Raw genomic sequence first — 23,254 nt, 5'->3', positions numbered from 1 at the left:
TTTCGCCACAAAGTCGAAAAAATAGCACGAATTCTCCCAACACCCGTAAAATTTAATACGCTTTTATCTTATTATAAGGAAGATAAGTTGTAAATAGAATTTCGAAGGTTTCGTCATATTATTCTTTTTCAAAAAAAGCATAAAGTGATCTTCCAGCCGCAAACTAGTAGCGGAGGTGAAAATGATGGGCAAACGGAAAGCCAATCATGTCATTCCCGGCATGAATGCGGCGGACGCGCAAGGAAAGGGAGCCGGCTATAACGAAGAATTTTCCAACGAGCCATTGACAGAAGCGCAGCGCCAAAACAACAAGAAAAGAAAAAAGAATCAATAGCTTTATGTTTGTTTCGCTATCGCAAGCAAAAGGGAATGCCGAATGGCTGGCATTCCCTTTATGATTGTATTTCATTCACTTCATCGACAATCGCTTGCAAGTCGCTGCGGAACTTTTCAAGCTGCAGCCGCTGTTTTTCCGAGGCGACTTCAAGCGCGTTGTTAATTTGGGCAAACGCTTCGTTCACCTCTTGCTTTAAATGGCTTAATTGATGGCCGTAATCGGCTTGGTCGCGCACTAAATGATCATGCCACTCCTTCGCTTCCATCGTTGCCTTTTGCGCCGCTTGAAACGCTTCCTGCTTCGTTTTATGATAAGCCATGATTGCCTTCCTCCTTCATCAATGGCAGTCATTCATTACTTATCGTTCCAAACGTAGCCTGAATTATACCGTGAATAATTAAGGAAGATGCCGGCATGCTAATAACAAAAGGAGGGGAATGGACATGGTCAATAAAAACACAAGTACCGACATGCGCAAAAACGCGGCAAAAGGTGACAACCCCGGACAACCGGAACCGCTAAGCGGGTCCAAAAAGGTAAAAAATCGCAATCACACGCGGCAAAAACATCATTCCAGCCATGATATGTAAATAAAATGGTTTTCCGCTCCCGCCGTGAACCTTTCCTTTGTTCATTCATACAATAAACAACGGCAAGATTATTTTGGAATGCGGGGGAGCATTTTCTTGGAAAACAGGAAAAAAACAGAACAACATGAGTTGCGTAAGTGGCTTGATTTGTTATGCGGTGAATCGTTCACATGCGAATTAGATGAAAAGACATTCCGGATTGACGTTTTTGAAACGGATACTCATTACATTATCGAAGCAGAAATTCCCAACTGTCTTAAAGAACAACTAACCGTTCTTTGTGAAACAAACGCGATCATCATCCAAATTCATAAAGAAAAAGCGCTTTGGAAACAGCGGGCTGTTCCTTTGCCGTTTCCGCTTCAACATAAACAAATTTGCGCTTATTTTTCCGATCCAACATTAGAAATCCATATAAGTAAAGCCGAAAATGCAAACAATACAAACCGGTATGCGATCATGATAAACGAGAGAAACTGATAACTTGAATGAACAGATTTTTCATGCATACAGATACCCGTTTTTTGCCGGATTTCGATGGACAAGCTTTTGCGGGTGGCTTTGCATCATAATGGTAATAACAAATTTTATTTCGCTTCCCAAGCCGAACCGCTTGTTTATGAAAACGGAAAGAAGAGATTGCCGTTTTTCCACCGTTCGTTTATGTATGTAACAAAGGCCATCAATATCCATCGCAACCGGTTTTGCGCCAGCTGCCATGCGTCCATCTGTGAGTCGTTGGGCGCTTGCCTATTTTTTTCTCTTTTCATTCCATTAGACTTTTATGTTTTCATCTCTCACATTCCCTCCTATCCTATACAAAAAACGAGAACCTCCACCATTGTGGAGATTCTCGTTTATTTCGTAAATACATGATTCCCAATCCGAATCGTTACCGGCCTTGATAACATCCATTTATCTTTTGTGATTTTTGGATTATAAAAGTAGAGCGAACCGCGGCGGTCGTTCGGAAACAGCGACAACGCTCGATCCACCGCAGCATAATCTTGTTTTGTCGGCTGAATGCGCGTTAGTTTCCCCGTTCTCACTGGAACAAACGCATAGCCTGATTTTGTTTTTTGATAAATGACGCCTTTAATCGTTTTTGGAAAAGCAGGATGCTTCATGCGATTTAAAATGACGAGCGCCACTTCCACTTTTCCAGCAAACGGCTCGCTGAAGCCGGTTTCCGCATGGACAAGCTGCGCCATTAGTTTCCGTTCTGCGGCGCTAATAGAAAACTCTTGCTTTTGTCCGGCAGATTTCACCGCCAGCCGCGGCACTTTGATCGTTTCGCCGGCAATAAGAACATCGCTTTTGCGCCGGTTTAATGATTTCAAGGCAGAAACGGTCGTTTTATATGTTTTGGCAATTTTGAAAAGCGTGTCGCCTTTCTTTACCTTATAGTATGTATACGTTGTTGCCGCATCTGTCGAATAAGAGGAAATTCCGCTGACTATACAACAAACTACGGCAAGTGCCGCAAACGTTTTTTTTATCATTGCCGCCACCTCAACGTTGCTTTTTCGTTTGTCGTTCGCCTTTAATAGAGTAGCATGTTTATAGATAGATATCACTGGTCACCATTTCCATTTTCTTGTGGCGGCCGTTGCTGAACCATTGGCACACAAGGAATCGCGGCGCTTCTTTACATTTGCTTTACATTTTCGTAACAATACGATAAAAAATATGCTTATCTTGCCAAAAAGCGCTTTTTTCGCAATAATGGTTGATAGATTGGAATTCGTTGAGGTGGGAATGATGCTGACAGGTTGGTTTCTTTGGTTTATATTGTTTTGGACTGTGTTTTTACTTGTCATTATGTCAATCGGCGGTTTTTTCATGTTCCGCAAATTTTTAAAACGGTTGCCAAAGGAAGACGGGAAATCAGAATTAGACTGGCAAGAATATTATATTGAGCAGACGCGGCACTTATGGGGCGAGGAAGAAAAAGCGCTTTTAGAAGAATTAGTAAAGCCGGTTCCGGAATTGTTCCGCGATGTTGCCCGCCAAAAAATTGCCGGAAAAATCGGAGAGCTTGCGCTTCAAGAAAATGCTTCGCGAATTACAAGAGATTTAATTATCCGCGGTTACATTATGGCAACGCCAAAACGCGACCATAAATTTTTAATCAAGACATTGAAGGAAAAACAAATTAATATTACTCCTTATGAACATTTGCTGCAAAACAAGTAAATTGGAGCACCTCCTTTTCTCGCCGATGCCAGCTCAAGGGTTAAGAAAAAAGCGGGAGTGCATTCCCGCTTTTTTTTTACGTTGTCAAAATGGGCGATTGGTATTTTAGACGCCGTTCCAATTTCTTATACATCACATACATCGCAATGCGCCATGGCACAATCATCGAAAAAGCAAGCAAATAAAACATTCCGCTTAATTGGCGATAGTCGATCGTTCTTCCTAAGTACGATTTTAAGCCGATTCGGATGACAAGCAGACCGATTAAAATGAAAATAAACGCTTTCGAACGTTTTAAATAAATAGCGCCGTTTTTTACTTCAAATTTCGACGTTTTGATGAGAAAAATGGAAAAAAACGCCCCAAGCACAACCGCTTCGATCAGCTCCCCTTTTGTCACGCGAAATACTGGGTCAAGGAACATCAAAGCCCCGGTGCTCATAAATATCGGCGGCAAAATAATTTTTTTCGCGCTTGTCGGCTTTTTTGACGCCTTCATTCGCACAAACAAAACAAGCAATGCCATGAATACAGCGATGATCGAACTTGCGATTGCCAAACGCATCATCCTCTTCATCAAGTTTTACGATAATTGTATTATAACAAAAAAAGCAGCAATTGTTGCATACCAATATTGTTTATGATAATAAACGATTCACCGCTTCCATCACACGGCTTTCTTCAAACGGCTTCACGATAAAATCAGCCGCTCCCGCTTCGATCGCTTCCACCACCATGCGCTGCTGTCCCATCGCTGAGCACATGATGATTTTCGCATTCGCGTCTTCTCGTTTAATCGCGCGCAACGCTTCGAGCCCATTCATCACTGGCATCGTAATGTCCATAATGACAATATCCGGCTTTAGTACCCGATATAATTCCACAGCCTCTTTCCCGTTTTCCGCTTCGCCAACAATTTCATGGTTCGCTTTTTTAACAATGTTGGATAATGTCATTCTCATAAATTTCGCATCATCAACAATAAGAATTTTCGCCATAACTCCTTAACTCCCTCTAATTAAAACTAATTTAAAAACCAGTAAACCCTCCAAAAATCCTCGTCGCGTACCCAGTAATTTTTGTCATCCAATCAAAAAACAAGACAACTCCCATCGCTATCATCACATATCCACCGATTTTCACCATTTTTTCGCTATGCCGGCGAATCCAATGCAATTTTCCGATGAAAAACGAAAGGATAAAAAACGGAACAGCAAATCCTAGCGAATAAGCAAACATATACAACATTCCCGAGCCCGGGTTTGTCGCCGCCAGCGCAACAACTGACATTAAAATCGGCCCCATACACGGCGTCCAACCAGCCGCAAAGGCCATGCCGATAATGATGGAGCCGAAGAAGCCAGAAGGACGCTCTTGAAACGAAAGACGGCGGTCTTTCATTAAAAAAGCCGGCCTCCATATTCCGACAATCACAAGTCCAAAAACAACAATCAAAATCGCGCCAATTTGCCGAATAAAATCTTGGTATTCGCTAAACCATCTGCCGACAAGCGATGTTCCAAAACCGATGGAAACGAATATAAGAGAGAACCCGAGCAGGAAAAATAGTGTATGCAACAAACTTCGCCGCTGCATCATCGCGTTCTCCGCCTTCAGTTCACTAACTGATACGCCGGTAATATATGACAAAAATGCCGGATAAAGAGGCAGACAACACGGAGAAATAAATGATAAAAAGCCGGCACCAAACGCCAAAAACAAATTAATATCAGCCATTGAATTCAACCCCTACATCATTTTTATTATTTTATTGTAGCAAAAATACAACTATTAGTAATCTACGAACAGCATACTTTTTCTATAAAGCGCAACCTAACTATTTTTGTCAAAACATCAACCGCCGGCGGCAAATAGCGAAATTATGTCACCGCAAAATATAAAATCTCATTTCCGTTCCATGAACTCCAGCCATTGAAAAAACAACATTTTTCAGAATTCATCAACGAAAAATAGGGCACACATTTATTATTGTGCATAAGAAGCAAAATGTTCAAGTTTAAGCTTATCTATTTTTCTTTTTTGAATTTATTGGTAAAATAGTATAAAATACACCTATATCAATTTTGAAAAGAAAGGACTTGTTCCTCTGTGTTCAACAATGAAATTTTAACTTTAATTGAAAAAAAGCGCACAGAATTAATTGAAGTAGTCGCAAAAAACGGATTGAACTCGGCAGTTGCCATCCAAGTGAGTCGGGAGCTCGATTCGCTTTTAAACATGTATAACAAACAAAAAAATAAGCAAAAAAGCGCTCCTCGCCCGTAACACGAGAGGCGCTTTTTTCTTTTTTACGCATATTCTTCAACGTCCATTAACCCGTTTTGCAATAAATACATTTTATAATATAACCCTTTTTGCGCCAGCAGCTCCTGATGCGTCCCCCTCTCCACAATTTCTCCGCGGTGAAGCACGAGGATTTGGTCCGCATCTTGAATCGTTGAAAGCCGGTGGGCAATCGCAATCGTCGTTCGTCCTTTCCGCATCTTCGCCAATGCCTCTTGAATCGCTTCTTCCGTTTCCGTGTCGATGTTGGAGGTCGCTTCATCGAGCACAAGAATCTTTGGGTTTGCTGCAATGGTTCGCGCAAACGAAATTAACTGCCGCTGCCCACTCGAAAAAGTGGAACCTCTTTCGACCACTTTATGCTCGTATTTGCTAGGAAGCTTTTCGATAAACGAGTCCGCTTGTACAAAACGAGCGGCATTTTTCACTTGCTCATCCGTTAATGATGGATTGTACATGCGAATATTGTCGCTAATGGTGCCATAAAACAAAAACGGATCTTGCAGCACAAGGCCGATGTTTTTGCGGAGCTCCTCCTTCGTGTAATCACGGATCGATACACCGTCAATGAGAATATCGCCGCGGTCAAATTCGTAAAACCGCATTAACAAATTAATCACCGTTCAAAATAGCGCATCCCGAGCTGGTGAACTTTGGTAAATACGTCCATCCGCAGCGACTGGATGACTTTCAGCGCCAGTTTTTGAAATTGAATGAGCTGAAAATAAGAGATGAACGTTTTGAGAAACAAAACACCGATATATGCCAGAGCAAGCCAAAACAAAGGCGCAAAATCAAGACGCCGCGGCGTTAAATAATCGTCGATAAATATTTTCACTAAATATGGCCCGAGCAGCTCTGCCGCCGTCGCCAGCACGAAGCCGCCTAGCATTAATGAATCGACAAGCGTCAATATCCCGCTTCCGGCTGTTTGCTGAATCGCTTGCAAATCATTTGTCGCATGCGCCATCAAATCGCCAATGCGCTTTCTCTGATAAAACGATGGCGACATTTTCGTAAAATGGGCGTACAGCTCATTGCGAAGCTGCCGCGATAGTTTCGCGGCCGAACCAAAAATTAAAACACGCCACCAATAGCGCAACACATATGAAACGACAGCAACAACGAACAAAACAGCCATCCAGCGGATAAGGATGGCTTTTGTTATCATTCCTTCTTTTATATGGTCAATCACTATTCCGATTATTTTCGGTGGAATCGTTTCGAGAAATGCCACGATCACAAGCGCAATAATTCCTGTGATATACGCTTTTTTCTCTTGACGGAAAAACCAAAATAAGTCACGAAATACTGTCATCGAACCTCTCCCATCACAAACGGAAAATGTACTGTATTAGTATAGCAAAAATAAAAAATTTTTGAAATATTATTCCGAAATAAAAAGACACTCCGACCGAGTGCCTGTCCGATGTTTATTTAAGATGATTGTTCATCATTTTCATCATTTGATTAATTTTTTTCTGGGATGGCGTCATCCCCATTTGCATCATCATCATCCGAATCATTTGCTCATTAATAGGCGGGTTTTTCTTTAAGTAGTTCATCATCGTTTTGCGAGCAATGAAAAATCCTAGCGCCGTTCCCGCAATAAGCGCTAGAATGCCAACGAGAATCGTTGTCCCCATACCTACTATTTCCTCCTTCGTGTTGTCTATTTAACAGTGTACTAAACAATGTGGTATTATACAATATTTCCTTGCAAAAATCTTTTATTTACGCAAATTTTCTTCCGTCCGGAGAAACAGTAAGCCATCCATAGTCGGCAAAATGGGCATCTACCGCCAAAAAGGAAGGAGAAATCAGCGCGAGCGCTTGGCAAATGTCCTTGGTGACCGACGGGCTGTCAGCAACGAGAAGAAGGCGGCGTTTTTGCACAATTAATAGCGCTTCCTCCCCAGCCTTGTTTTGCAGTACAAACATGTTGCGCTCTAAATTTTTCCCGACATTTCCTAAAAAATGTTCTTTAAGCCCCAATTCTAATCTTGAAAATGAGAGGCGCTCCGTAATAAACTCCACTTGTTTTCGATAAATGCTCTTAAAAGGCGCTTTCGCACATTGGTGCTCCCGGAATAATTCGACAATCTTGTCCGTCCGGTCGCGATAATGGCCCGCCACTTCTTCATTTAACAAATAAATCCAATACCGTACCATTTCCCATCCCCCATTTCCTCCTTATTACTATTTTTATTATAGAGAAAAGCGAGAAAAAAATATGTCAATTAACGGAAAAAATTTTTCACTAACTTTGTCGATTGGCCCATATGAAAAAGCTGTCTCCTTTTTCATATGGAGACAGCTTTTTACCGTTATTTTTTCAGCAATGCTTTCACTCTTTTGACTACATTTTCGACAGTAAAGCCGTACTCTTCCATAATTTTTTCTCCTGGTGCAGAAGCGCCGAAACGATCGATTGCCAAAATGTCGCCCTCATCGCCGACATAACGCTCCCAGCCGAGCGAAGCTGCCATTTCAATCGCCAAACGCTTTTTCACAGTGCTTGGAAGCACTTGCTGCTTATACTCATCGTCTTGTTTTTCAAAACGGTCCCATGACGGCATGCTGATGACGGAAACGTGAATGCCTTCTTCCGCTAACGCTTGTTGCGCTTTCACCGCAAGGCTTACCTCAGAACCGGAGGCAAGCAATAATGCTTCTGGATTGCCGTTTTTCGCCTCAGATAAGACGTAAGCTCCCTTTTTCACACCTTCGTATGCCCGTTCTGCCGTATTCGGCAATGTCGGGATATTTTGCCGCGTCAATACTAACGCGGTCGGCTGATCGGTCGATTCTACGGCTAAACGCCATGCCGCCGCGGTTTCATTCGCATCAGCCGGGCGAATGACCGACAAATTCGGCATCGCGCGCAACGACGGCAATTGCTCGACTGGCTCATGCGTCGGGCCGTCTTCGCCAACAGCGATGCTGTCATGTGTAAGAACGTACGTCACTGGCAAGCCCATTAACGCAGCGAGGCGAATGGCAGGACGCAAATAATCGGAGAACACAAAGAACGTGCCGCCAAATACTTTTAAGCCTCCATGCAGCGCCATTCCGTTCAGCGCTGCGCCCATCGCGAATTCACGTACGCCAAACCAAATGTTGCGCCCTTCATAGCTTTCTGGCAAAAAGTTTCCGGCTCCTTTGATTAATGTTTTATTGGAACTTGCAAGGTCAGCCGAACCGCCAATCAGCTGCGGAACGGTTTTCGCAATCGCGTTTAACACCTCTCCAGAAGATGCGCGCGTCGCCAGGCTTTTTCCTTCTTCATATACCGGAAGCGCTTTTTCCCATCCTTCTGGAAGTTCTCCGTTCATTGCCAATCTCAATTGTTTCGCCAAATCCGGATACGCTTTTTCGTACTGGGCAAATAGTTCATTCCATTCCGCTTCTTTTTTCTCTCCCGCTTCTTTTACTACTTGGCGGAAATGATCATATACTTCTTGCGGAACGTAAAAATCTTCTTCAAACGTCCATTTATACGCTTCTTTCGTAAGTTTCAACTCTTCCGCCCCAAGCGGAGCGCCGTGTACGTTAGACGTTCCGGCTTTATTCGGGGAACCGTAGCCAATGGTCGTTTTCACTTCAATCAGCGTCGGGCGGGTTTCGTCCGCTTTTGCTTCCTCAAGTGCTTTGGCAATTTCCTCAATATTATTCCCGTCTTCGACGCGCAAATATTGCCAGCCATATGCTTTAAAGCGTTGCTCAACGCTTTCCGAGAAGGAAAGATGTAATTCGCCATCAAGCGAAATATCGTTCGAGTCATAAAGAACGATCAGGCGGCCAAGTTTTAAATGCCCGGCCAGCGATGCAGCTTCGGCAGCAACTCCTTCCATTAAATCGCCATCGCCGCAAATCGCATATGTGTAGTGGTTTATAATTTCAAAATTTTCCCGGTTATATGTAGCTGCTAAATGGCGCTCTGCCATTGCCATACCAACGGCCATCGCAATCCCTTGGCCGAGCGGACCAGTCGTTGCTTCTACCCCCGGTGTATGGCCATACTCCGGATGCCCCGGCGTTTTGCTGCCCCATTGACGGAATTGTTTAATATCTTCCATGGAAACATCGTAACCGCTTAAATGAAGCAGGCTGTATAACAGCATCGATCCATGCCCTGCGGATAACACGAATCTGTCGCGGTTAAACCATTTCGGATTGCTTGGATTGTGATTCATAAATTTCGTCCAAAGTGTATATGCCATCGGTGCCGCTCCCATCGGCATTCCTGGATGACCGGACTTTGCTTTTTCGATGGCATCAATCGACAATGTCCGAATCGTTGTAATCGCTAATTCCTCGATTGTATGCGCCATATCCTTACCCATCCTTTCATCAACATAGTGTCAATTCTATCATATAGAAAATAAAAGAAGATGTACAATATTTCTTTTGTCAAAATAAATAACAAAAAGAAAGCATCTCTATTTTAGAATGCTTTCTTTCGCCAAATATTATTATTAATGCTGACGCCGCTTTTTGCTTTCTTTCAATTTTTGCGGTGTCACATCATTGCCGTTCGGATCAATGACTGTGACAGAATGCAACGTCTCCACCATCGCTTCGCGAAACGCTTGAATATATTCGCGGCGAAGCTGCTGCTGCTCAAGCGTTTCTTCCTCCGTTAAACCAGATGATTTTGCCTTTCTGGCCAGTTCGTTAATTCGCGCCATTTTTTGTTTTGATAACATAGCTGCCTCCACCTTATCATTGTATTGCTACTCCCCCATCTTATACGACAGCAACGGAAAGCGCAACTATCTTGCTTTTCCGCGCGCCAAGCATTCGCGATAAAACGTTCCGGCCGCAAAATGATTTGCCCGGTGCCTTCTGCATAATAAAAAACGGCGTGATCCTTAATCAGCATCGATATATTCCCGGTAGCGGCGGTGAACGGTCGCTTTTGAAACATCGTAACCAAATCCGCGCAATGTCGCGGCGATTTCCGCAAACGTCAAACCATTGTGGCGCAGGCGGACGATTTCTTCAATGGGAAGGTCCATTTTCTCTCTTCCCGCATTTTTTCCGACGCTCTTTAAATTTCGCTCAGGACGATACCCTTGGGCAATCGCCCGCTGCATTCCGCGCTTGATTTTTAAATTATGTATTTTCCGCTGATATTCTTCGACAATGCTGAGAATGTTTAATACCATCGAATCCGCCTCTGATAGCTGCATTTCGCCGTTATGGGTGATCGTATATATTTTCACTCCTTCTTTTTGGATGCAGTGAAGAAGCGCGATTCTTGCGTGCCCGCGTCCCAACCTTGTCTCATCTTGAACGAGAAGCGCATCAATCTGCTCCTCTTTTAATGTGGAAAGCAGATCAAACACGCCGTCTCTGTCCACTTCGTAGCCGCTGGCCTGCTCCATAATGATTTTGACCACCTCAAAACCGTGCTGTTCAGCAAGGCGTTCCAGCTCTTCCCGCTGGCGTTCCAGCGATGTTTCTTGTTCTTCTTTATTTGTGCTGACACGACAATAAATAACCGCCTTCATGTAATACCATCCTCACGATTTTATTTTCTGACGACGAGCGATTCATTTTCCTTTGATTTTAGCACAGGAATGACAATTTTTTCACCAGCGACAATCCGCTGGCTTGACAAATGATTGACATCGACGACCCACTCGATAAATTCCGTTGTCGAAAGTTGGTGTTGTTCTTTATATTCCTTTGCCAGCTTCCAAAGCGTATCTCCCGAGGCAACCGTAATTTCCATATATTTATCTTTTTCAACCGGCTTGTTCGCGTATAAAAACGCCCCAATCACCATAAACAAAAGCGCTGAAAAAATAATGTAATGCGCAAACATGCGTTTCATATCGCCCCACCCCTTAAGAATATTTGTTCGGTTTATCCACATTATAATGAAGAACATTTGTTTGTGTCAACATAATTTTCGAACTTATGTTTGTTTTTTCAATTTCCGCATGCTATAATGTAGGCAAATGATGTGGTAAGAGGTGTATAGGATGACGAAATTATCGAAGCGGCAACAACAAATTTTGGATTTTATTAAAAAAGAAGTAAAAACGAAAGGCTATCCCCCTTCTGTCCGCGAAATCGGCGAAGCGGTCGGGCTCGCCTCCAGCTCCACCGTACACGGGCATTTAGCGCGATTGGAAAGCAAAGGATATATTCGCCGCGATCCGACAAAACCGCGCGCCATTGAAATATTGGATGCTGATTTCTCCGCGCGAAACGAGACAGACGATGTCATTTCAGTGCCGATCATCGGCAAAGTGACAGCTGGCCAACCGATCACGGCTGTCGAAAACATCGAAGACTATTTTCCTTTGCCAAAACGGCTCATTTCATCGGAAGATCATGTGTTTATGCTGGAAGTGATGGGGGATAGCATGATCGAAGCGGGGATTTTAGACGGAGACTATGTGATTGTGCGCCAACAGCAATCCGCCGATAACGGGGACATCGTTGTCGCGATGACGGAGGAAAACGAAGCAACGGTAAAACGGTTTTTTAAAGAGAAAGATCATATCCGCCTGCAGCCGGAAAACTCTAATTTGGAGCCAATCATCGTCCGCGATTGTACGATTCTTGGCAAAGTCATCGGTGTCTACCGCGTCATTCATTAAATATTTGCAAACAATAAAGGCTATCTCGCATAAAACGAGATAGCCTTTTCCCTTTTAATAAAGTTCCATATATTGGTCGCGCTCCCATTGATGCACAGCCGTGCGGAACATATCCCATTCGATTTCTTTCGCTTCAACGAAGTGTTCGAACAAGTGTTTCCCGAGCGCTTGAACGATGACTTCATCCGATTTCAAGTTTTCGAGCGCTTCTGCCAATGTCGCTGGCAAGTCAACAATTCCTTCTTCCAGACGTTCTTCTTTTGTCATGACATAAATATTGCGATCCACCGGAGCCGGAGGGGTTAATTTGTTTTTAATTCCGTCTAGTCCAGCTGCTAATAATACCGCCATTGCCAAATACGGATTTGCCGATGGATCCACGCTGCGCACTTCAATGCGCGTGCTCATTCCGCGCGAAGCTGGGATACGGATCAGCGGGCTGCGATTGCGGGCGGACCATGCAACATAACATGGCGCTTCATAGCCAGGCACAAGGCGTTTGTATGAGTTCACCGTCGGGTTTGTCACCGCTGTAAAGTTCGGCGCATGTTTCAGCACACCAGCGATGAATTGGCGCGCCGTCTCACTTAATTGCAAGTCGGCGTTTGGATCGAAAAACGCGTTTTCGTTATTTCTAAATAGCGATAAATTGCAGTGCATTCCAGACCCGTTAATACCGAAGATCGGTTTTGGCATAAATGTTGCGTGAAGGCCATGTTTGCGCGCAATCGTTTTGACAACAAGCTTAAACGTTTGGATATCATCGCACGCTTTGACCGCATCTGCGTATTTAAAGTCGATTTCATGCTGGCCAGGCGCTACTTCATGGTGCGAAGCTTCAATTTCAAATCCCATTTCTTCTAATTCAAGAACAATGTCGCGGCGGCAGTTTTCTCCTAAATCGGTAGGCGCCAAGTCAAAATAACCGCCTTGGTCGTTCAATTCAAGGGTTGGGCGCCCGTTTTCATCAAGTTTAAACAGGAAGAATTCCGGTTCTGCGCCTAGATTGAAAGCGGTAAATCCGAGCGCTTCCATCTCTTTCAGCATCCGCTTCAAGTTATAGCGAGGACATCCTTCAAACGGAGTGCCATCGGCATTATAAATATCGCAAATAAAGCGGGCCACTTTTCCTTTTTCCGCCGTCCACGGGAAAATAACGAACGTATCTAAATCAGGGTATAAGTACATATCCGATTCTTCAATGCGGACAAATCCTTCAATCGATGAACCGTCAAACATAATTTTGTTGTTTAACGCTTTTTCCAGTTGGCTGATCGGGATTTCCACGTTTTTAATGGTGCCAAGAATATCAGTAAATTGCAGACGGATATACTTGACGTTTTCTTCTTTGACGATGCGCATAATGTCTTCTCTCGTGTACTTTGCCATTTGTTAACTCCTCCCCGGCTCCCAATTTGAATTTTCATTAGTGAAAGAAGCGAGCGAGATCTCCTTGGCGAAGTGATGCACGGTGGAAACGCCCCGCCTGCATTAACTCCGTTCGCAAAATTTCGCGCAATTCCTCATCGGATAAGCTTTGTTTCACGACTTTTTCGACCTTTTCCTCTTGTTTTTCCTTCTTATCCGCTTGTCGCGCCGCAAAAATTTGCTTAATGCCGGCCAAGTTAACTCCTTGATCGATCAAATCTTTAATTTCCAGAAGGCGATCGATGTCGTTGAGCGAAAACAAGCGGCGATTTCCTTCTGTACGCGCAGGAGAAACAAGGCCGTGCTCCTCATAATAACGGATTTGGCGGGCGGACAATTCTGTTAATTGCATCACTATCCCAATCGGAAACAATGGCATGGAACGACGAATATTACTACTCATGCCAATTCCTCCTCGCTTATGATGATTTATTTTATACCATGTTAAAATATATGTCAATATTATGTTAGATTTTATTACAAAGAAATTAATTGTTTTTCGAGCAATTGATCGATCGCCGTACAAATGGCGATTTTGACGTGTGAATACGTTAACCCTCCTTGCACGTAAGCGACATATGGAGGGCGGATCGGGCCATCTGCCGTTAATTCAATGCTCGCTCCTTGAATAAACGTTCCTGCCGCCATAATGACGTCGTCTTCATAGCCGGGCATATAGCTTGGATATGGGGTAAAATGCGCATTTACCGGAGAGGAAAACTGAATCGCTTGGCAAAACGCGATCATTTGCTCCGGATCATCAAATTGCACTGATTGAACTAAATCCGTCCGCGTCGCATCCCAAGACGGCTGCGTGTTTAAACCGATCCGTTCAAGCATCGCCGCTGTAAACACCGCGCCTTTTAATGCTTGGCCAACGATATGAGGAGCTAAGAAAAATCCTTGATACATTTCATGTAAGCTATATAAGGTCGGGCCTGCTTCGCCGCCGATGCCAGGAGAGGTCATGCGATACGAGCATGCTTGCACGTATTGTTTTTTTCCAACGATATAGCCACCCGTTTTCGCAAGCCCTCCGCCAGGATTTTTGATCAGCGATCCCGCCATTAAATCTGCGCCGACGTGGCATGGCTCTTTTTCTTCGACAAATTCGCCATAGCAATTGTCAACGAACACAACAACATCCGGTTTGATCGCTTTCACAAACGAAATCATTTCGCTTATTTCTTCAATCGTAAATGATGGACGCGTCGCATACCCCCGCGAACGCTGAATGCCGATCATTTTTGTCCGCCCGTTAATCGCGTTTTTGACGGCATCAAAGTCAACGCGACCTTCTGCTGTTAGCGGCACACTTTGATAATGAATATGAAATTCCTTTAATGAGCCGACGCCGCTGCCGCGGATGCCGACGATTTCTTCTAACGTATCATACGGATTTCCAGTGATGTAAAGCAGCTCATCACCTGGGCGAAGAATGCCGAATAAAGCGATGGAAATCGCATGTGTTCCTGAAATAATTTGCGGACGGACAAGTCCCGCCTCGCCGCCGAATACGTCCGCATATATTTGCTCGAGCGTATCGCGGCCGATGTCATCATATCCATATCCTGTTGATGGAATGAAATGGCTGTCACTTACTTTATGACGCCGAAAACTGTCTAAGACCCGATATTGATTGATATCGATCCGTTCCTCAATTTCTTTATGGATTGGTGCGATTTGCGCTTCGATTTCTTTCACAAGTGCAGCGATTTTTTCTCCATGCCGTAACTGTGTAAACATATGATGACCCTTTCTATTTTTATTGTTGCAATTGTCCATATAGCGGATGTTTTGGCATCATATAGCCTTTACATTCATACATGCCGCTTTCTTCATTATAATGCAACTCTCGCAAAATCGTTTCCGCTTTTAACTGAGCTAGCAGTCTTCCCTCATTGCTCGGAATTGATGCATGATAATGAACCATTTGCTTCATCATCGTTTCTTCAATAAATTGCCGCAATCTGCGCAAATCATGCGCGTCAAAAGCGCTGATGATGATTGCATCTGTTTTAGTGCTCGGCACAAAGTTGCGATGGGCAATATCCCGTTTGTTGTAGATGGTAACGATCGGAATGGAGGAAACCCCCAGCTCATCGAGCAATTCGTAAACCGTCTGTTCATGATGATAATAATCCGGATTCGATGAATCGACAACGTGCAAAATTAAGTCTGCTTCTTTTACCTCCTCGAGCGTGGAACGAAACGCCGCCACCAACGTTGTCGGCAAATCTTGAATAAAGCCGACCGTATCCGTTAAAAGCACGGTATAGCCGCTTGGAAGCGTCATTTTTCGCGTGAGCGGGTCGAGGGTGGCAAACAATAAATTTTCCTCGAATGAATCCGCGTCGGTCAGACGATTAAACAGCGTCGATTTTCCCGCGTTCGTATAGCCGACAAGCGAAATTTGAAAAACGTGATTTTTTTTGCGGCGCTCCCGGTACCGCTCGCGGTGTTCGGCAACCAATTTCAATTGTGTTTTGATTTCATCGATGCGCCGGTAAATATGGCGGCGGTCCGTTTCTAACTTTGTTTCCCCTGGTCCTCTTGTTCCGATCCCGCCGCCAAGGCGAGACAGCTCCGTTCCTTGCCCGCTTAAGCGCGGCAATAAATATTGCAATTGCGCAAGCTCTACTTGCAGCTTTCCTTCTTTGGAGCGTGCGCGTTGCGCGAATATATCTAAAATAAGCTGCGTCCTGTCAATAATACGGACGGATAGCTGCCTTGACAAGTTGCGGTTTTGACTCGGCGATAATTCATCATTAAAAATAACGACATCTGGCTCCAATTGCTCGACAAGGCGAGCAAGCTCTTCTACTTTTCCTTTTCCAATATATGTCGCTGGATGGGCCGCTTCCCGCTTTTGCGTAACGGTCATAATAACTTCGCCATTTGCGGTATGCACTAGCGACGCTAATTCTTCCATGGAATAAGAAAACCGTTCCTCATCGATATCGGGAAGTTGGCACCCGACTAAAATCACTTTTTCGCGTTCGTTCAAATGCAGCACCTTCTTTCCATCTGCATGACTCAATCTGCCTCCATCATAGCAAATCTTGCTGCAAATCGCTATATAGCGGGCATACAGTTTGTTATTATATAAACTGGAAGATTGATTTCCCGTCTATATTCGCTGTACAATGTTACCGTACAACGAGAATGAGAGGAATGCACATATGACATGGGAAGTGTTAAGCATCATTGGTACGATTGCTTTTGCCATAAGCGGCGCGATTGTCGCGATGGAAGAAGAATATGATTTACTTGGCGTTTACATTCTTGGCATCGTTACCGCGTTTGGCGGCGGCGCCATTCGCAATTTGCTTATCGGCGTGCCGGTATCGGCATTATGGGAGCAAGGAACGTTGTTTCTTATCGCGTTATTGGCAATGACTGTCGTTTATTTATTTCCGCAAAAAACATTGGCACATTGGAAACGGTGGGGAAATTTTTTTGATGCGCTCGGTCTTTCGGCGTTTGCCATCCAAGGGGCGCTTTATGCCGTAAAAATGAACCATCCGCTCAGCGCGGTGATTGTTGCCGCGGTGCTCACAGGCAGCGGCGGCGGAATTATCCGTGACATCCTTGCCGGCAGAAAACCGCTCGTGCTTCGCGCGGAGATTTACGCCGTATGGGCGATTGTCGCCGGGGTAGCAGTCGGAACAAAACTCGCCTCTACCCCCGTCGAGCTTTATCTATTGTTCGTTGTTGTCACGCTTTTAAGAATTTTATCGTACACGTATAATTGGAAACTTCCGCACCGTTCATTGCGGAATCAATCGATGGATCAATCTTGAAAAAACCGGCGCATTTACAGCGCCGGTTTTGTTACAGCCGTTCGATGATCGTTGCGGTAGCCATCCCGTGGCCGATGCAAATTGTCAGCAACCCGTATTTGCCGTTTCGCCGTTTCAGCTCGTTAACGAGCGATGTCATTAATTTCGCGCCGGTTGCACCTAACGGATGGCCGAGCGCGATGGCGCCGCCGTTTACGTTCACTTTGGAAAACGGAGCGCCAATTTCCTTTTGCCACGCTAATACAACAGGAGCAAACGCTTCGTTGATTTCAATTAAATCGATATCATCCACCGTTAATCCCGCTTTTTGCAGCACTTTTTTTGTCGCAGGAATTACGCCGTCAAGCATATATGTCGGATCAGAGCCGACGACCGTTTGCGCGATGATCTTCGCTTTTGGCGTTACGCCAAGTTCCCGCGCTGTTTCTTTTTCCATTAATAGCACTGCGGCCGCCCCGTCACTCATTTGGCTTGCATTGCCGGCTGTAATTTTTCCGTTTTCCCGAAAAACAGGCCTTAGTGAAGCGAGCGCTTCTGGCGATGTATCCCGGCGCGGCCCTTCATCTTTTGTTACCATGATGGCGTTTCCTTCTTTGTCCAAGCCTTCCACAGGCACGATTTCTTGATCAAATATTCCTTGTTCTTGCGCCCGAATCGCACGCTGATGGCTTTCATACGCATATGCATCGAGCTGCTCGCGCGTCAATCCGTACTTCTTGGCGATTAATTCCGCGGAAACGCCTTGGTGGACAAATTCATATTTTTCCTGGAGCGACGGCGGAATCGTTTTTTCGTTGCCATCGCTTAAAATCGGCACTTTCGTCATGCTTTCAACGCCGGCAGCAATCGTAATGTCCATATCGCCAGAGCGAATTTCTTGAGCGGCAAAATGAATCGCCTGCTGCCCTGAACCGCACATCCGATTGATTTGCACAGCCGGCACTTCGATGGGAAACCCCGCCTCGAGCGCGGCAAGCCGTCCGATATTGTAACCTTGCTCCGCAATTGGTGTGACACATCCCATCACGATATCTTCAACAAGCCGTTTTTCGATTCCCGCTCTTTTTACCACTTCATCTAACACAATCGCCGCCAAATGAACGGGATGGACGTTGCGGAACACACCGTTTCGTTTGCCGACAGGAGTGCGCACCGCTTCGACAATGACAACTTCTCTCATCCTTCTTCCCCCTTGCATCTATTTATTGTACGTATAAAATCCTTTTCCCGTTTTTCTTCCTAAATGTCCTGCTTCGACCAGCTTGCGCAAAATTTGCGGCGCCCGGAAACGGTCTCCGTAAGCTTCCGTTAAATTTTCGCTAACAAACAGCATCGTGTCTAATCCGACCATATCGGCCAGCTCCAGCGGCCCCATCGGATAGTTCAATCCGAGGCGAACCGCTTTATCAATATCCTCAGCGGACGCGACTCCTTCTTCATACATGCGGATACATTCGATCATGTGTGCAGCAATCGCTCTTGTCGTGACAAACCCTTGCCGATCTTTGACAACGACCGTTTCTTTGCCGATTTCTTGAGACAGCTTCTGGACAGCTGCTACCGTCTCTTCAGATGTCGTCTCTCCTTTCACGATTTCAATCAGCTTCATGACCGGGGCCGGATTAAACCAATGCATGCCGATCACTTTATCCGGCTTTGTCGTCGCACTGGCAATGGCTGTCACGCTTAATTCAGATGTATTCGTTGCTAAAATAGCCTCCCGCTTCGTATAGCGGTCTAGCTTTTGGAATACGTCTTTCTTTAATGATAAATCTTCCGGCACCGCTTCAATGACGACATCCGCCTCCTCTACTGCTTCTTGCAAATCAGTGCCGGCGCGAATGCGTTGTAACGTTTGCTGCGCGGCTTGTTCGGATAATTTCCCTGCCTTCACAAACCGGGCCAGGCTTTTTTGCACCGAAGCAATCCCTTTTTCCAAGGCCGCTTCGGAAATATCGTATAAACGGACATTTTTTCCCGCCATCGCTACCGACTGGGCAATGCCGCTTCCCATTAATCCGGCGCCGACTACTGCGATTGTCTTTGCCATCGCATCTCCCCCATTTACATCAATCTGTCGCACATTAAGCTATATCATTTGTTATTGAGCATCCTTGCTAAAATAATAGTTTTGCAACTCCTCGCGCAGCCTTCGTTTCAAAAATTTTCCGACACTCGTTTTCGGTATTTCTTTCATAAAGACAATGTCATCCGGCAGCCACCATTTTGTAAACTGCGGCCGCAAAAAATCATAAAGCTCTTCCTTCGTCACCGTTTTTCCTTCTTTTACAACAACGCAGGCAATCGGCCGTTCTTGCCATTTCGGATGCGGCACGGCGACAACCGCCGCTTCGAATACTGCTTCATGCGCCATTAACGCATTTTCTAAATCAACAGAAGAAATCCACTCTCCACCGCTTTTTATAACATCTTTCGTGCGGTCGACAATCTTGACAAATCCTTCTTCATCGACAGTGACGACATCTCCCGTATGCAGCCATCCGTCACGGAACGCTTCTTTTGTCCGCTCATCGCGATAATATTCCGACGCAATCCACGGACCGCGCAAACATAACTCGCCCATTTCTTGCCCATCCCAGCGCACTTCCCCATCCTTGCCGATGACTTTCATTTCCAAGCCTGGAACGAGAATTCCTTGTTTTGCGCGCAATGCTAATTGTTCTTCATAAGGCAAGTCTTGCTGATAGCTTTTTGGGCGCGATACTAAAACGATCGGGCTTGTTTCCGTCATGCCATAGGCGTGGATAAACGGGATTTTGTATTTTTCTTCAAACGCGCGGATCACTCCTTTTGGCGCCGCCGCACCGCCGCATACGATCCGCGTTAAACTGCTTACGTCATAGTTTCCTTTTTCTAATTCTTGCAATAAACCAATCCAAATGGTCGGTACTCCCGCTGTCACGGTTACTCTTTCACTTTCAATTAATTGCGCCAACACTTTTGGGGTAAAAGCCGGCCCGGGCATGACTAATGTCGTACCAAACCATGTCGCCGCAAACGGAATGCCCCATGCATTGACATGGAACATCGGCACAACCGGCATCGCTACGTCTTTCTCCGATAATCCTTTTGTATCTGCCAAGCCAAGCGCCATGCTGTGCAATACTGTGCTGCGATGCGTATATACAACCCCTTTTGGATATCCAGTCGTTGCCGATGTATAGCACATTCCGGCCGGCGCGTATTCATCTAAATCTTTTTTAAACGGAAATGCCGGATCGCCTTGTTCTAACAATTTTTCATAATGGTAAACAGGAGAAAGCGCCGTTTCTGGAAGCTCTTTCTCATCTGTCATGATGATAAATGCGCGGACGTTCGGAATATCTTCTTTCACCGCTTCAATCACCGGAAGCAAGTCGTCGTCTATGATCAGCACGCGATCGTCAGCATGGTTAATAATATAAGCAATATGTTGCGGTGACAGGCGGATGTTAATCGTATGCAGCACCGCGCCAATTCCTGGGATGGCAAAATACGCTTCCAAATGGCGATGGTGGTTCCAAGCAAACGTTCCGACGCGGTCGCCGACGGAAACGCCAAAGTTTGCTAACACGCTGGCAAGCCGTCTTGTCCGCTCCCCGATTTCTTTATATGTATGGCGGACAATACCGTGCTTCATGCGGGAAATGACCTGTTTCTTCGGAAAAAACATTTCCGCTCTTTCTAACATCACCGAAATGTTTAATGGCACATTCATCATCATTCATCACTCCCTTTTCGCAATAGATCGCCATGTTCGTCTAATGCCGGCGCCTTTTTTCGTTTTTGCAACAATGTTTCGTCATACCGGGTCGCCACTTCTATGCGCCCGTCGGTCATATGAATCATCTTGCGGTAGCTGGCGTTCGCAAATAACGCTTTTGCTTCATCCGTTTCTAATACAGGAGCAAGGCAACAATCCACCGTTTGGCTTAATTCGATCCATTCTTGAAGCGTTTTCATTGCAAATAAACACTTAATTTCTTGAAAAATGGGATTGTCTTCTTTTGCGGGCGAATAATGGAAGGAAATCCATTCTGGCTTTCCGACAGCATGGCAAAAGTTTTCCCAAAATTTTTTCTCAAGCGCCGCAAGGCTTACATATCGCCCATCTTTCGTTTCGTACAAATAGTAGGAAACGATCGTGCCGGCAAGCACGTCAATGCCGTTTTTTCTTCCTGTATCATGCTCGATGACAAAATGGTTCATCATCAGCGAAAGCAATCCGTCGACTAACGAAAGATCAATATACGTTCCTTTTCCGGTCCGTTCACGGTGATATAACGCGGCAATGATTTGTTCAACCGCATGGATGCTTCCGATCAAATCGGCAAACGTAATCGCCGGATGAACAGGGCGCCCTTCTTGATCTTTCAGTTGCGCCAATACGCCAGTAATCGCCATATAATTTAAATCGTGGCTTCCCAGCAAACTATGCTCACTCTGTTGGCCAAAGCCGCTTATCGAGCAATAAATGACCGTTTCGTTGATAGTGAGAATATCTTCATAGCTTAAACCGAGCCGTCTCATCACTCCCGGACGGAAGCTTTCAATGATGACATCAGCCTTGCGGATCAACTGTTTTGCCGTTTGTAAATCTTGTGCGTTTTTTAAGTCAAGGGCAATGCTTTTTTTGCCTGCGTTGTTTGCGTAAAATACGCATTCCTCGGCAAGTGAACGCATCATATCTCCCGTTTTCGGCTCAATTTTGATGACTTCAGCTCCTAAATCAGCGAGGCGCAGGCTGGCAAACGGGCCAGGAAGGTAGTGGGAAAAATCGATGACCGTTACCCCTTCTAACACATCGTCACCTTCTTTCTATAAATCAAGATTTCTCGCAATAATCGTTTTCATCATTTCATTCGTCCCGGCGTAAATTGCGCTGACTGGAATATCTCGGTAGCGTCTAGCAATCTCATATTCTTCCATATACCCGTAGCCGCCATGAAGCTGCATGCTTTCTGCAGCGATTCGTTTCGCCATTTCCGTAATCCACCATTTCGCCATCGATACGTGTGTGACGACATTTTTTCCTTGCATATGCTCCTCAATGACATGGTCGACAAACGTCCGGCCGATGAAGATTTCCGTTGACATTTCAGCAAGGCGGAATTGGACGGTTTGAAACTCGCTGATTCGCTTTCCAAACGCAGACCGCTGCTTAACGTACTGCCTTGTCAATTCAAACATTACTTCCGCTGCCGTTTGCGCAGCAATCGCCACTATAAGCCGCTCTTGCTGGAGCTTTTCCATCAAGTAATAAAATCCTTTTCCTTCTTCGCCAAGCAAGTTTTCTTTCGGCACTTTCGCATCGTGAAAAAACAATTCAGCCGTATCTTGCGCATGCAGCCCGACCTTGTCAAGCTTTCGTCCGCGCGTAAATCCCGGGGTATCGCGCTCAACGACAAGAAGGCTGATGCCTTTATGCGGCGGTTTGGCATTTGGATCCGTTTTGCAGGCAACTATCACGAGGTCGGCGTGAATGCCGTTTGTAATAAACGTTTTTTGCCCGTTGACGATATAGTGATCGCCGTCTTTGATTGCCGTTGTGGAAATCCCCGCCAAATCTGACCCTGCGCCCGGCTCCGTCATCGCGATCGCGGTAATGATTTCACCGGATACGCATTTCGGGAGCCATTTTCGTTTTTGATCTTCCGTACCGTAAGAAGCAAGATACGGAACGGCAATATCATTATGCAAGCCGATACCGACCATGCTCGAACCAACTTTTTCTAATTCCTCGTTGATCACTACCGAATACGCAAAATCAGCGTTGAAACCGCCGTATTTTTCATCGACCCATGGACAGAGAAAGCCATTTTCCCCCATTTTCGTCCAAAATGACCGGGGGATGATTCCTTTCTTTTCCCATTCCGAATAATATGGATATGCTTCTTTTTCCAAAAACTTGCGAAAGGCGCCACGGAAAATGTGATGTTCTTCGCGCAAATATGCGGCTGTCATTATGCCACCCCGCTT

The 23,254-nt window shown here is 45.2% G+C and carries 29 protein-coding genes and 2 pseudogenes; 7 read left to right on the top strand and 24 right to left on the bottom strand.

Translation table 11 applies throughout. The annotated features are described in order from the left end of the window. The first annotated feature begins 184 nt into the window (after positions 1-184). On the top strand, positions 185-334 hold the full coding sequence (sspO, locus tag AOT13_RS09830; RefSeq protein ID WP_035502197.1) for a small acid-soluble spore protein SspO: 150 nt from the start codon (positions 185-187) through the stop codon (positions 332-334). Between the two features lie 58 nt (positions 335-392). Here the strand turns inward: sspO and AOT13_RS09825 are convergent, their stop codons facing one another. Further along, on the bottom strand, positions 393-656 hold the full coding sequence (locus tag AOT13_RS09825; RefSeq protein ID WP_003251486.1) for a hypothetical protein: 264 nt from the start codon (positions 654-656) through the stop codon (positions 393-395). Between the two features lie 124 nt (positions 657-780). Between AOT13_RS09825 and AOT13_RS09820 the strand changes: the two genes are divergently transcribed. Together AOT13_RS09820 and AOT13_RS09815 are read left to right on the top strand one after the other, a co-directional pair. Continuing rightward, the gene (locus AOT13_RS09820; protein WP_013401186.1) at positions 781-927 is read left to right on the top strand and encodes a small acid-soluble spore protein P; all 147 of its coding nucleotides are present in this window, start codon (positions 781-783) and stop codon (positions 925-927) included. A gap of 96 nt (positions 928-1,023) precedes the next feature. Beyond that, positions 1,024-1,407, top strand: a complete 384-nt coding sequence (locus AOT13_RS09815; RefSeq protein ID WP_042383226.1) for an Hsp20/alpha crystallin family protein — start codon at positions 1,024-1,026, stop codon at positions 1,405-1,407. Between the two features lie 21 nt (positions 1,408-1,428). Here AOT13_RS09815 and AOT13_RS09810 read toward each other — a convergent pair whose 3' ends face one another. Together AOT13_RS09810 and AOT13_RS09805 are read right to left on the bottom strand one after the other, a co-directional pair. Then, a complete protein-coding gene (locus AOT13_RS09810) occupies positions 1,429-1,647 on the bottom strand; it encodes a hypothetical protein (protein WP_042383227.1) in 219 nt (72 codons plus the stop codon). 137 nt (positions 1,648-1,784) lie between these two features. Then, positions 1,785-2,429: a cell wall hydrolase gene (locus tag AOT13_RS09805; protein WP_042383229.1), complete on the bottom strand. Its 645-nt coding sequence runs from the start codon at positions 2,427-2,429 to the stop codon at positions 1,785-1,787. A gap of 259 nt (positions 2,430-2,688) precedes the next feature. Here AOT13_RS09805 and AOT13_RS09800 point away from each other — a divergent pair, with 259 nt between their 5' ends. Continuing rightward, a complete protein-coding gene (locus tag AOT13_RS09800; RefSeq protein WP_003251492.1) occupies positions 2,689-3,123 on the top strand; it encodes a DUF2621 domain-containing protein in 435 nt (144 codons plus the stop codon). Positions 3,124-3,199: 76 nt separating this feature from the next. Here AOT13_RS09800 and AOT13_RS09795 read toward each other — a convergent pair whose 3' ends face one another. The 3 genes from AOT13_RS09795 to AOT13_RS09785 form a co-directional block, all read right to left on the bottom strand. Then, positions 3,200-3,688, bottom strand: a complete 489-nt coding sequence (locus tag AOT13_RS09795) for a CcdC family protein (protein ID WP_370468108.1) — start codon at positions 3,686-3,688, stop codon at positions 3,200-3,202. 73 nt (positions 3,689-3,761) lie between these two features. After that, positions 3,762-4,121, bottom strand: coding sequence for a response regulator (locus tag AOT13_RS09790; protein WP_003251496.1), 360 nt, complete (start codon positions 4,119-4,121; stop codon positions 3,762-3,764). Positions 4,122-4,152: 31 nt separating this feature from the next. After that, the gene (locus AOT13_RS09785) at positions 4,153-4,860 is read right to left on the bottom strand and encodes a cytochrome c biogenesis CcdA family protein (protein WP_003251498.1); all 708 of its coding nucleotides are present in this window, start codon (positions 4,858-4,860) and stop codon (positions 4,153-4,155) included. Positions 4,861-5,232: 372 nt separating this feature from the next. On the opposite strand from AOT13_RS09785, the gene AOT13_RS09780 reads away from it, so the two are divergent. Next, positions 5,233-5,409, top strand: a complete 177-nt coding sequence (locus AOT13_RS09780; protein ID WP_013401190.1) for an aspartyl-phosphate phosphatase Spo0E family protein — start codon at positions 5,233-5,235, stop codon at positions 5,407-5,409. 23 nt (positions 5,410-5,432) lie between these two features. Here the strand turns inward: AOT13_RS09780 and AOT13_RS20495 are convergent. The 9 genes and pseudogenes from AOT13_RS20495 to yneA form a co-directional block, all read right to left on the bottom strand. Continuing rightward, positions 5,433-6,050: pseudogene (locus tag AOT13_RS20495) on the bottom strand (ABC transporter ATP-binding protein); the annotation flags it as partial. Beyond that, positions 6,044-6,319, bottom strand: coding sequence for an ABC transporter transmembrane domain-containing protein (locus AOT13_RS21400; protein WP_427909989.1), 276 nt, complete (start codon positions 6,317-6,319; stop codon positions 6,044-6,046). The pseudogene AOT13_RS20495 and the gene AOT13_RS21400, both read right to left, overlap by 7 nt. Beyond that, positions 6,299-6,745 (bottom strand): annotated as a pseudogene (locus tag AOT13_RS21395) (ABC transporter transmembrane domain-containing protein); the annotation flags it as partial. The gene AOT13_RS21400 and the pseudogene AOT13_RS21395, both read right to left, overlap by 21 nt. A 115-nt stretch (positions 6,746-6,860) precedes the next feature. Further along, positions 6,861-7,073, bottom strand: a complete 213-nt coding sequence (locus tag AOT13_RS09770) for a YneF family protein (protein WP_003251505.1) — start codon at positions 7,071-7,073, stop codon at positions 6,861-6,863. Positions 7,074-7,161: 88 nt separating this feature from the next. Next, a complete protein-coding gene (gene sirA, locus AOT13_RS09765; RefSeq protein ID WP_003251507.1) occupies positions 7,162-7,599 on the bottom strand; it encodes a sporulation inhibitor of replication protein SirA in 438 nt (145 codons plus the stop codon). 155 nt (positions 7,600-7,754) lie between these two features. Then, the gene (gene tkt / locus AOT13_RS09760) at positions 7,755-9,761 is read right to left on the bottom strand and encodes a transketolase (protein WP_003251508.1); all 2,007 of its coding nucleotides are present in this window, start codon (positions 9,759-9,761) and stop codon (positions 7,755-7,757) included. Between the two features lie 144 nt (positions 9,762-9,905). Continuing rightward, positions 9,906-10,136 (bottom strand): DUF896 domain-containing protein, encoded by a 231-nt coding sequence (locus AOT13_RS09755; RefSeq protein ID WP_003251510.1) that lies wholly within the window; start codon positions 10,134-10,136, stop codon positions 9,906-9,908. A 165-nt stretch (positions 10,137-10,301) separates the two neighbouring features. Further along, positions 10,302-10,943: a YneB family resolvase-like protein gene (locus tag AOT13_RS09750; RefSeq protein ID WP_013401211.1), complete on the bottom strand. Its 642-nt coding sequence runs from the start codon at positions 10,941-10,943 to the stop codon at positions 10,302-10,304. Between the two features lie 20 nt (positions 10,944-10,963). After that, complete coding sequence (gene yneA / locus AOT13_RS09745) at positions 10,964-11,269, bottom strand: cell division suppressor protein YneA (RefSeq protein WP_003251515.1); 306 nt, start codon at positions 11,267-11,269, stop codon at positions 10,964-10,966. Positions 11,270-11,420: 151 nt separating this feature from the next. Between yneA and lexA the strand changes: the two genes are divergently transcribed. Next, positions 11,421-12,044, top strand: a complete 624-nt coding sequence (lexA, locus tag AOT13_RS09740; RefSeq protein WP_003251517.1) for a transcriptional repressor LexA — start codon at positions 11,421-11,423, stop codon at positions 12,042-12,044. Positions 12,045-12,098: 54 nt separating this feature from the next. On the opposite strand, the gene glnA is transcribed toward lexA, so the two are convergent. From glnA to hflX, 4 genes are all read right to left on the bottom strand, one after another. Further along, on the bottom strand, positions 12,099-13,433 hold the full coding sequence (glnA, locus tag AOT13_RS09735; protein WP_003251520.1) for a type I glutamate--ammonia ligase: 1,335 nt from the start codon (positions 13,431-13,433) through the stop codon (positions 12,099-12,101). Between the two features lie 37 nt (positions 13,434-13,470). Further along, positions 13,471-13,875: a MerR family transcriptional regulator gene (locus AOT13_RS09730; RefSeq protein ID WP_003251522.1), complete on the bottom strand. Its 405-nt coding sequence runs from the start codon at positions 13,873-13,875 to the stop codon at positions 13,471-13,473. A gap of 74 nt (positions 13,876-13,949) precedes the next feature. Further along, positions 13,950-15,218 (bottom strand): methionine gamma-lyase family protein, encoded by a 1,269-nt coding sequence (locus AOT13_RS09725; RefSeq protein ID WP_003251524.1) that lies wholly within the window; start codon positions 15,216-15,218, stop codon positions 13,950-13,952. 19 nt (positions 15,219-15,237) lie between these two features. After that, positions 15,238-16,479, bottom strand: coding sequence for a GTPase HflX (hflX, locus tag AOT13_RS09720; protein ID WP_042383362.1), 1,242 nt, complete (start codon positions 16,477-16,479; stop codon positions 15,238-15,240). A 175-nt stretch (positions 16,480-16,654) separates the two neighbouring features. Between hflX and AOT13_RS09715 the strand changes: the two genes are divergently transcribed. Then, positions 16,655-17,275 carry a trimeric intracellular cation channel family protein gene (locus tag AOT13_RS09715; RefSeq protein WP_003251529.1) on the top strand — a complete coding sequence of 207 codons (621 nt, stop codon included), beginning with the start codon at positions 16,655-16,657 and terminating at the stop codon, positions 17,273-17,275. Between the two features lie 31 nt (positions 17,276-17,306). On the opposite strand, the gene AOT13_RS09710 is transcribed toward AOT13_RS09715, so the two are convergent. From AOT13_RS09710 to AOT13_RS09690, 5 genes are read right to left on the bottom strand one after another with little or no spacing between them, the layout of a single operon-like run. Continuing rightward, entirely contained in the window at positions 17,307-18,455 is a 1,149-nt protein-coding gene (locus tag AOT13_RS09710) for a thiolase family protein (RefSeq protein ID WP_003251530.1), read from the bottom strand. Positions 18,456-18,473: 18 nt separating this feature from the next. Next, on the bottom strand, positions 18,474-19,325 hold the full coding sequence (locus AOT13_RS09705) for a 3-hydroxyacyl-CoA dehydrogenase family protein (RefSeq protein WP_003251533.1): 852 nt from the start codon (positions 19,323-19,325) through the stop codon (positions 18,474-18,476). Positions 19,326-19,376: 51 nt separating this feature from the next. Beyond that, complete coding sequence (locus AOT13_RS09700; RefSeq protein ID WP_013401215.1) at positions 19,377-20,996, bottom strand: long-chain fatty acid--CoA ligase; 1,620 nt, start codon at positions 20,994-20,996, stop codon at positions 19,377-19,379. Continuing rightward, positions 20,996-22,078 (bottom strand): CaiB/BaiF CoA transferase family protein, encoded by a 1,083-nt coding sequence (locus tag AOT13_RS09695; RefSeq protein WP_042383239.1) that lies wholly within the window; start codon positions 22,076-22,078, stop codon positions 20,996-20,998. The genes AOT13_RS09700 and AOT13_RS09695 overlap by 1 nt, the downstream gene beginning before the upstream one ends. Positions 22,079-22,093: 15 nt before the next feature. Further along, positions 22,094-23,239, bottom strand: a complete 1,146-nt coding sequence (locus AOT13_RS09690) for an acyl-CoA dehydrogenase family protein (protein ID WP_013401217.1) — start codon at positions 23,237-23,239, stop codon at positions 22,094-22,096. Positions 23,240-23,254: the final 15 nt, after the last annotated feature.

It is taken from the genome of Parageobacillus thermoglucosidasius, from assembly GCF_001295365.1.
GTDB classification, from domain to species: Bacteria; Bacillota; Bacilli; order Bacillales; family Anoxybacillaceae; genus Parageobacillus; species Parageobacillus thermoglucosidasius.
Note: the sequence above shows the minus strand (reverse complement) of the source record. Positions and strands in the feature narration are given on the sequence as shown.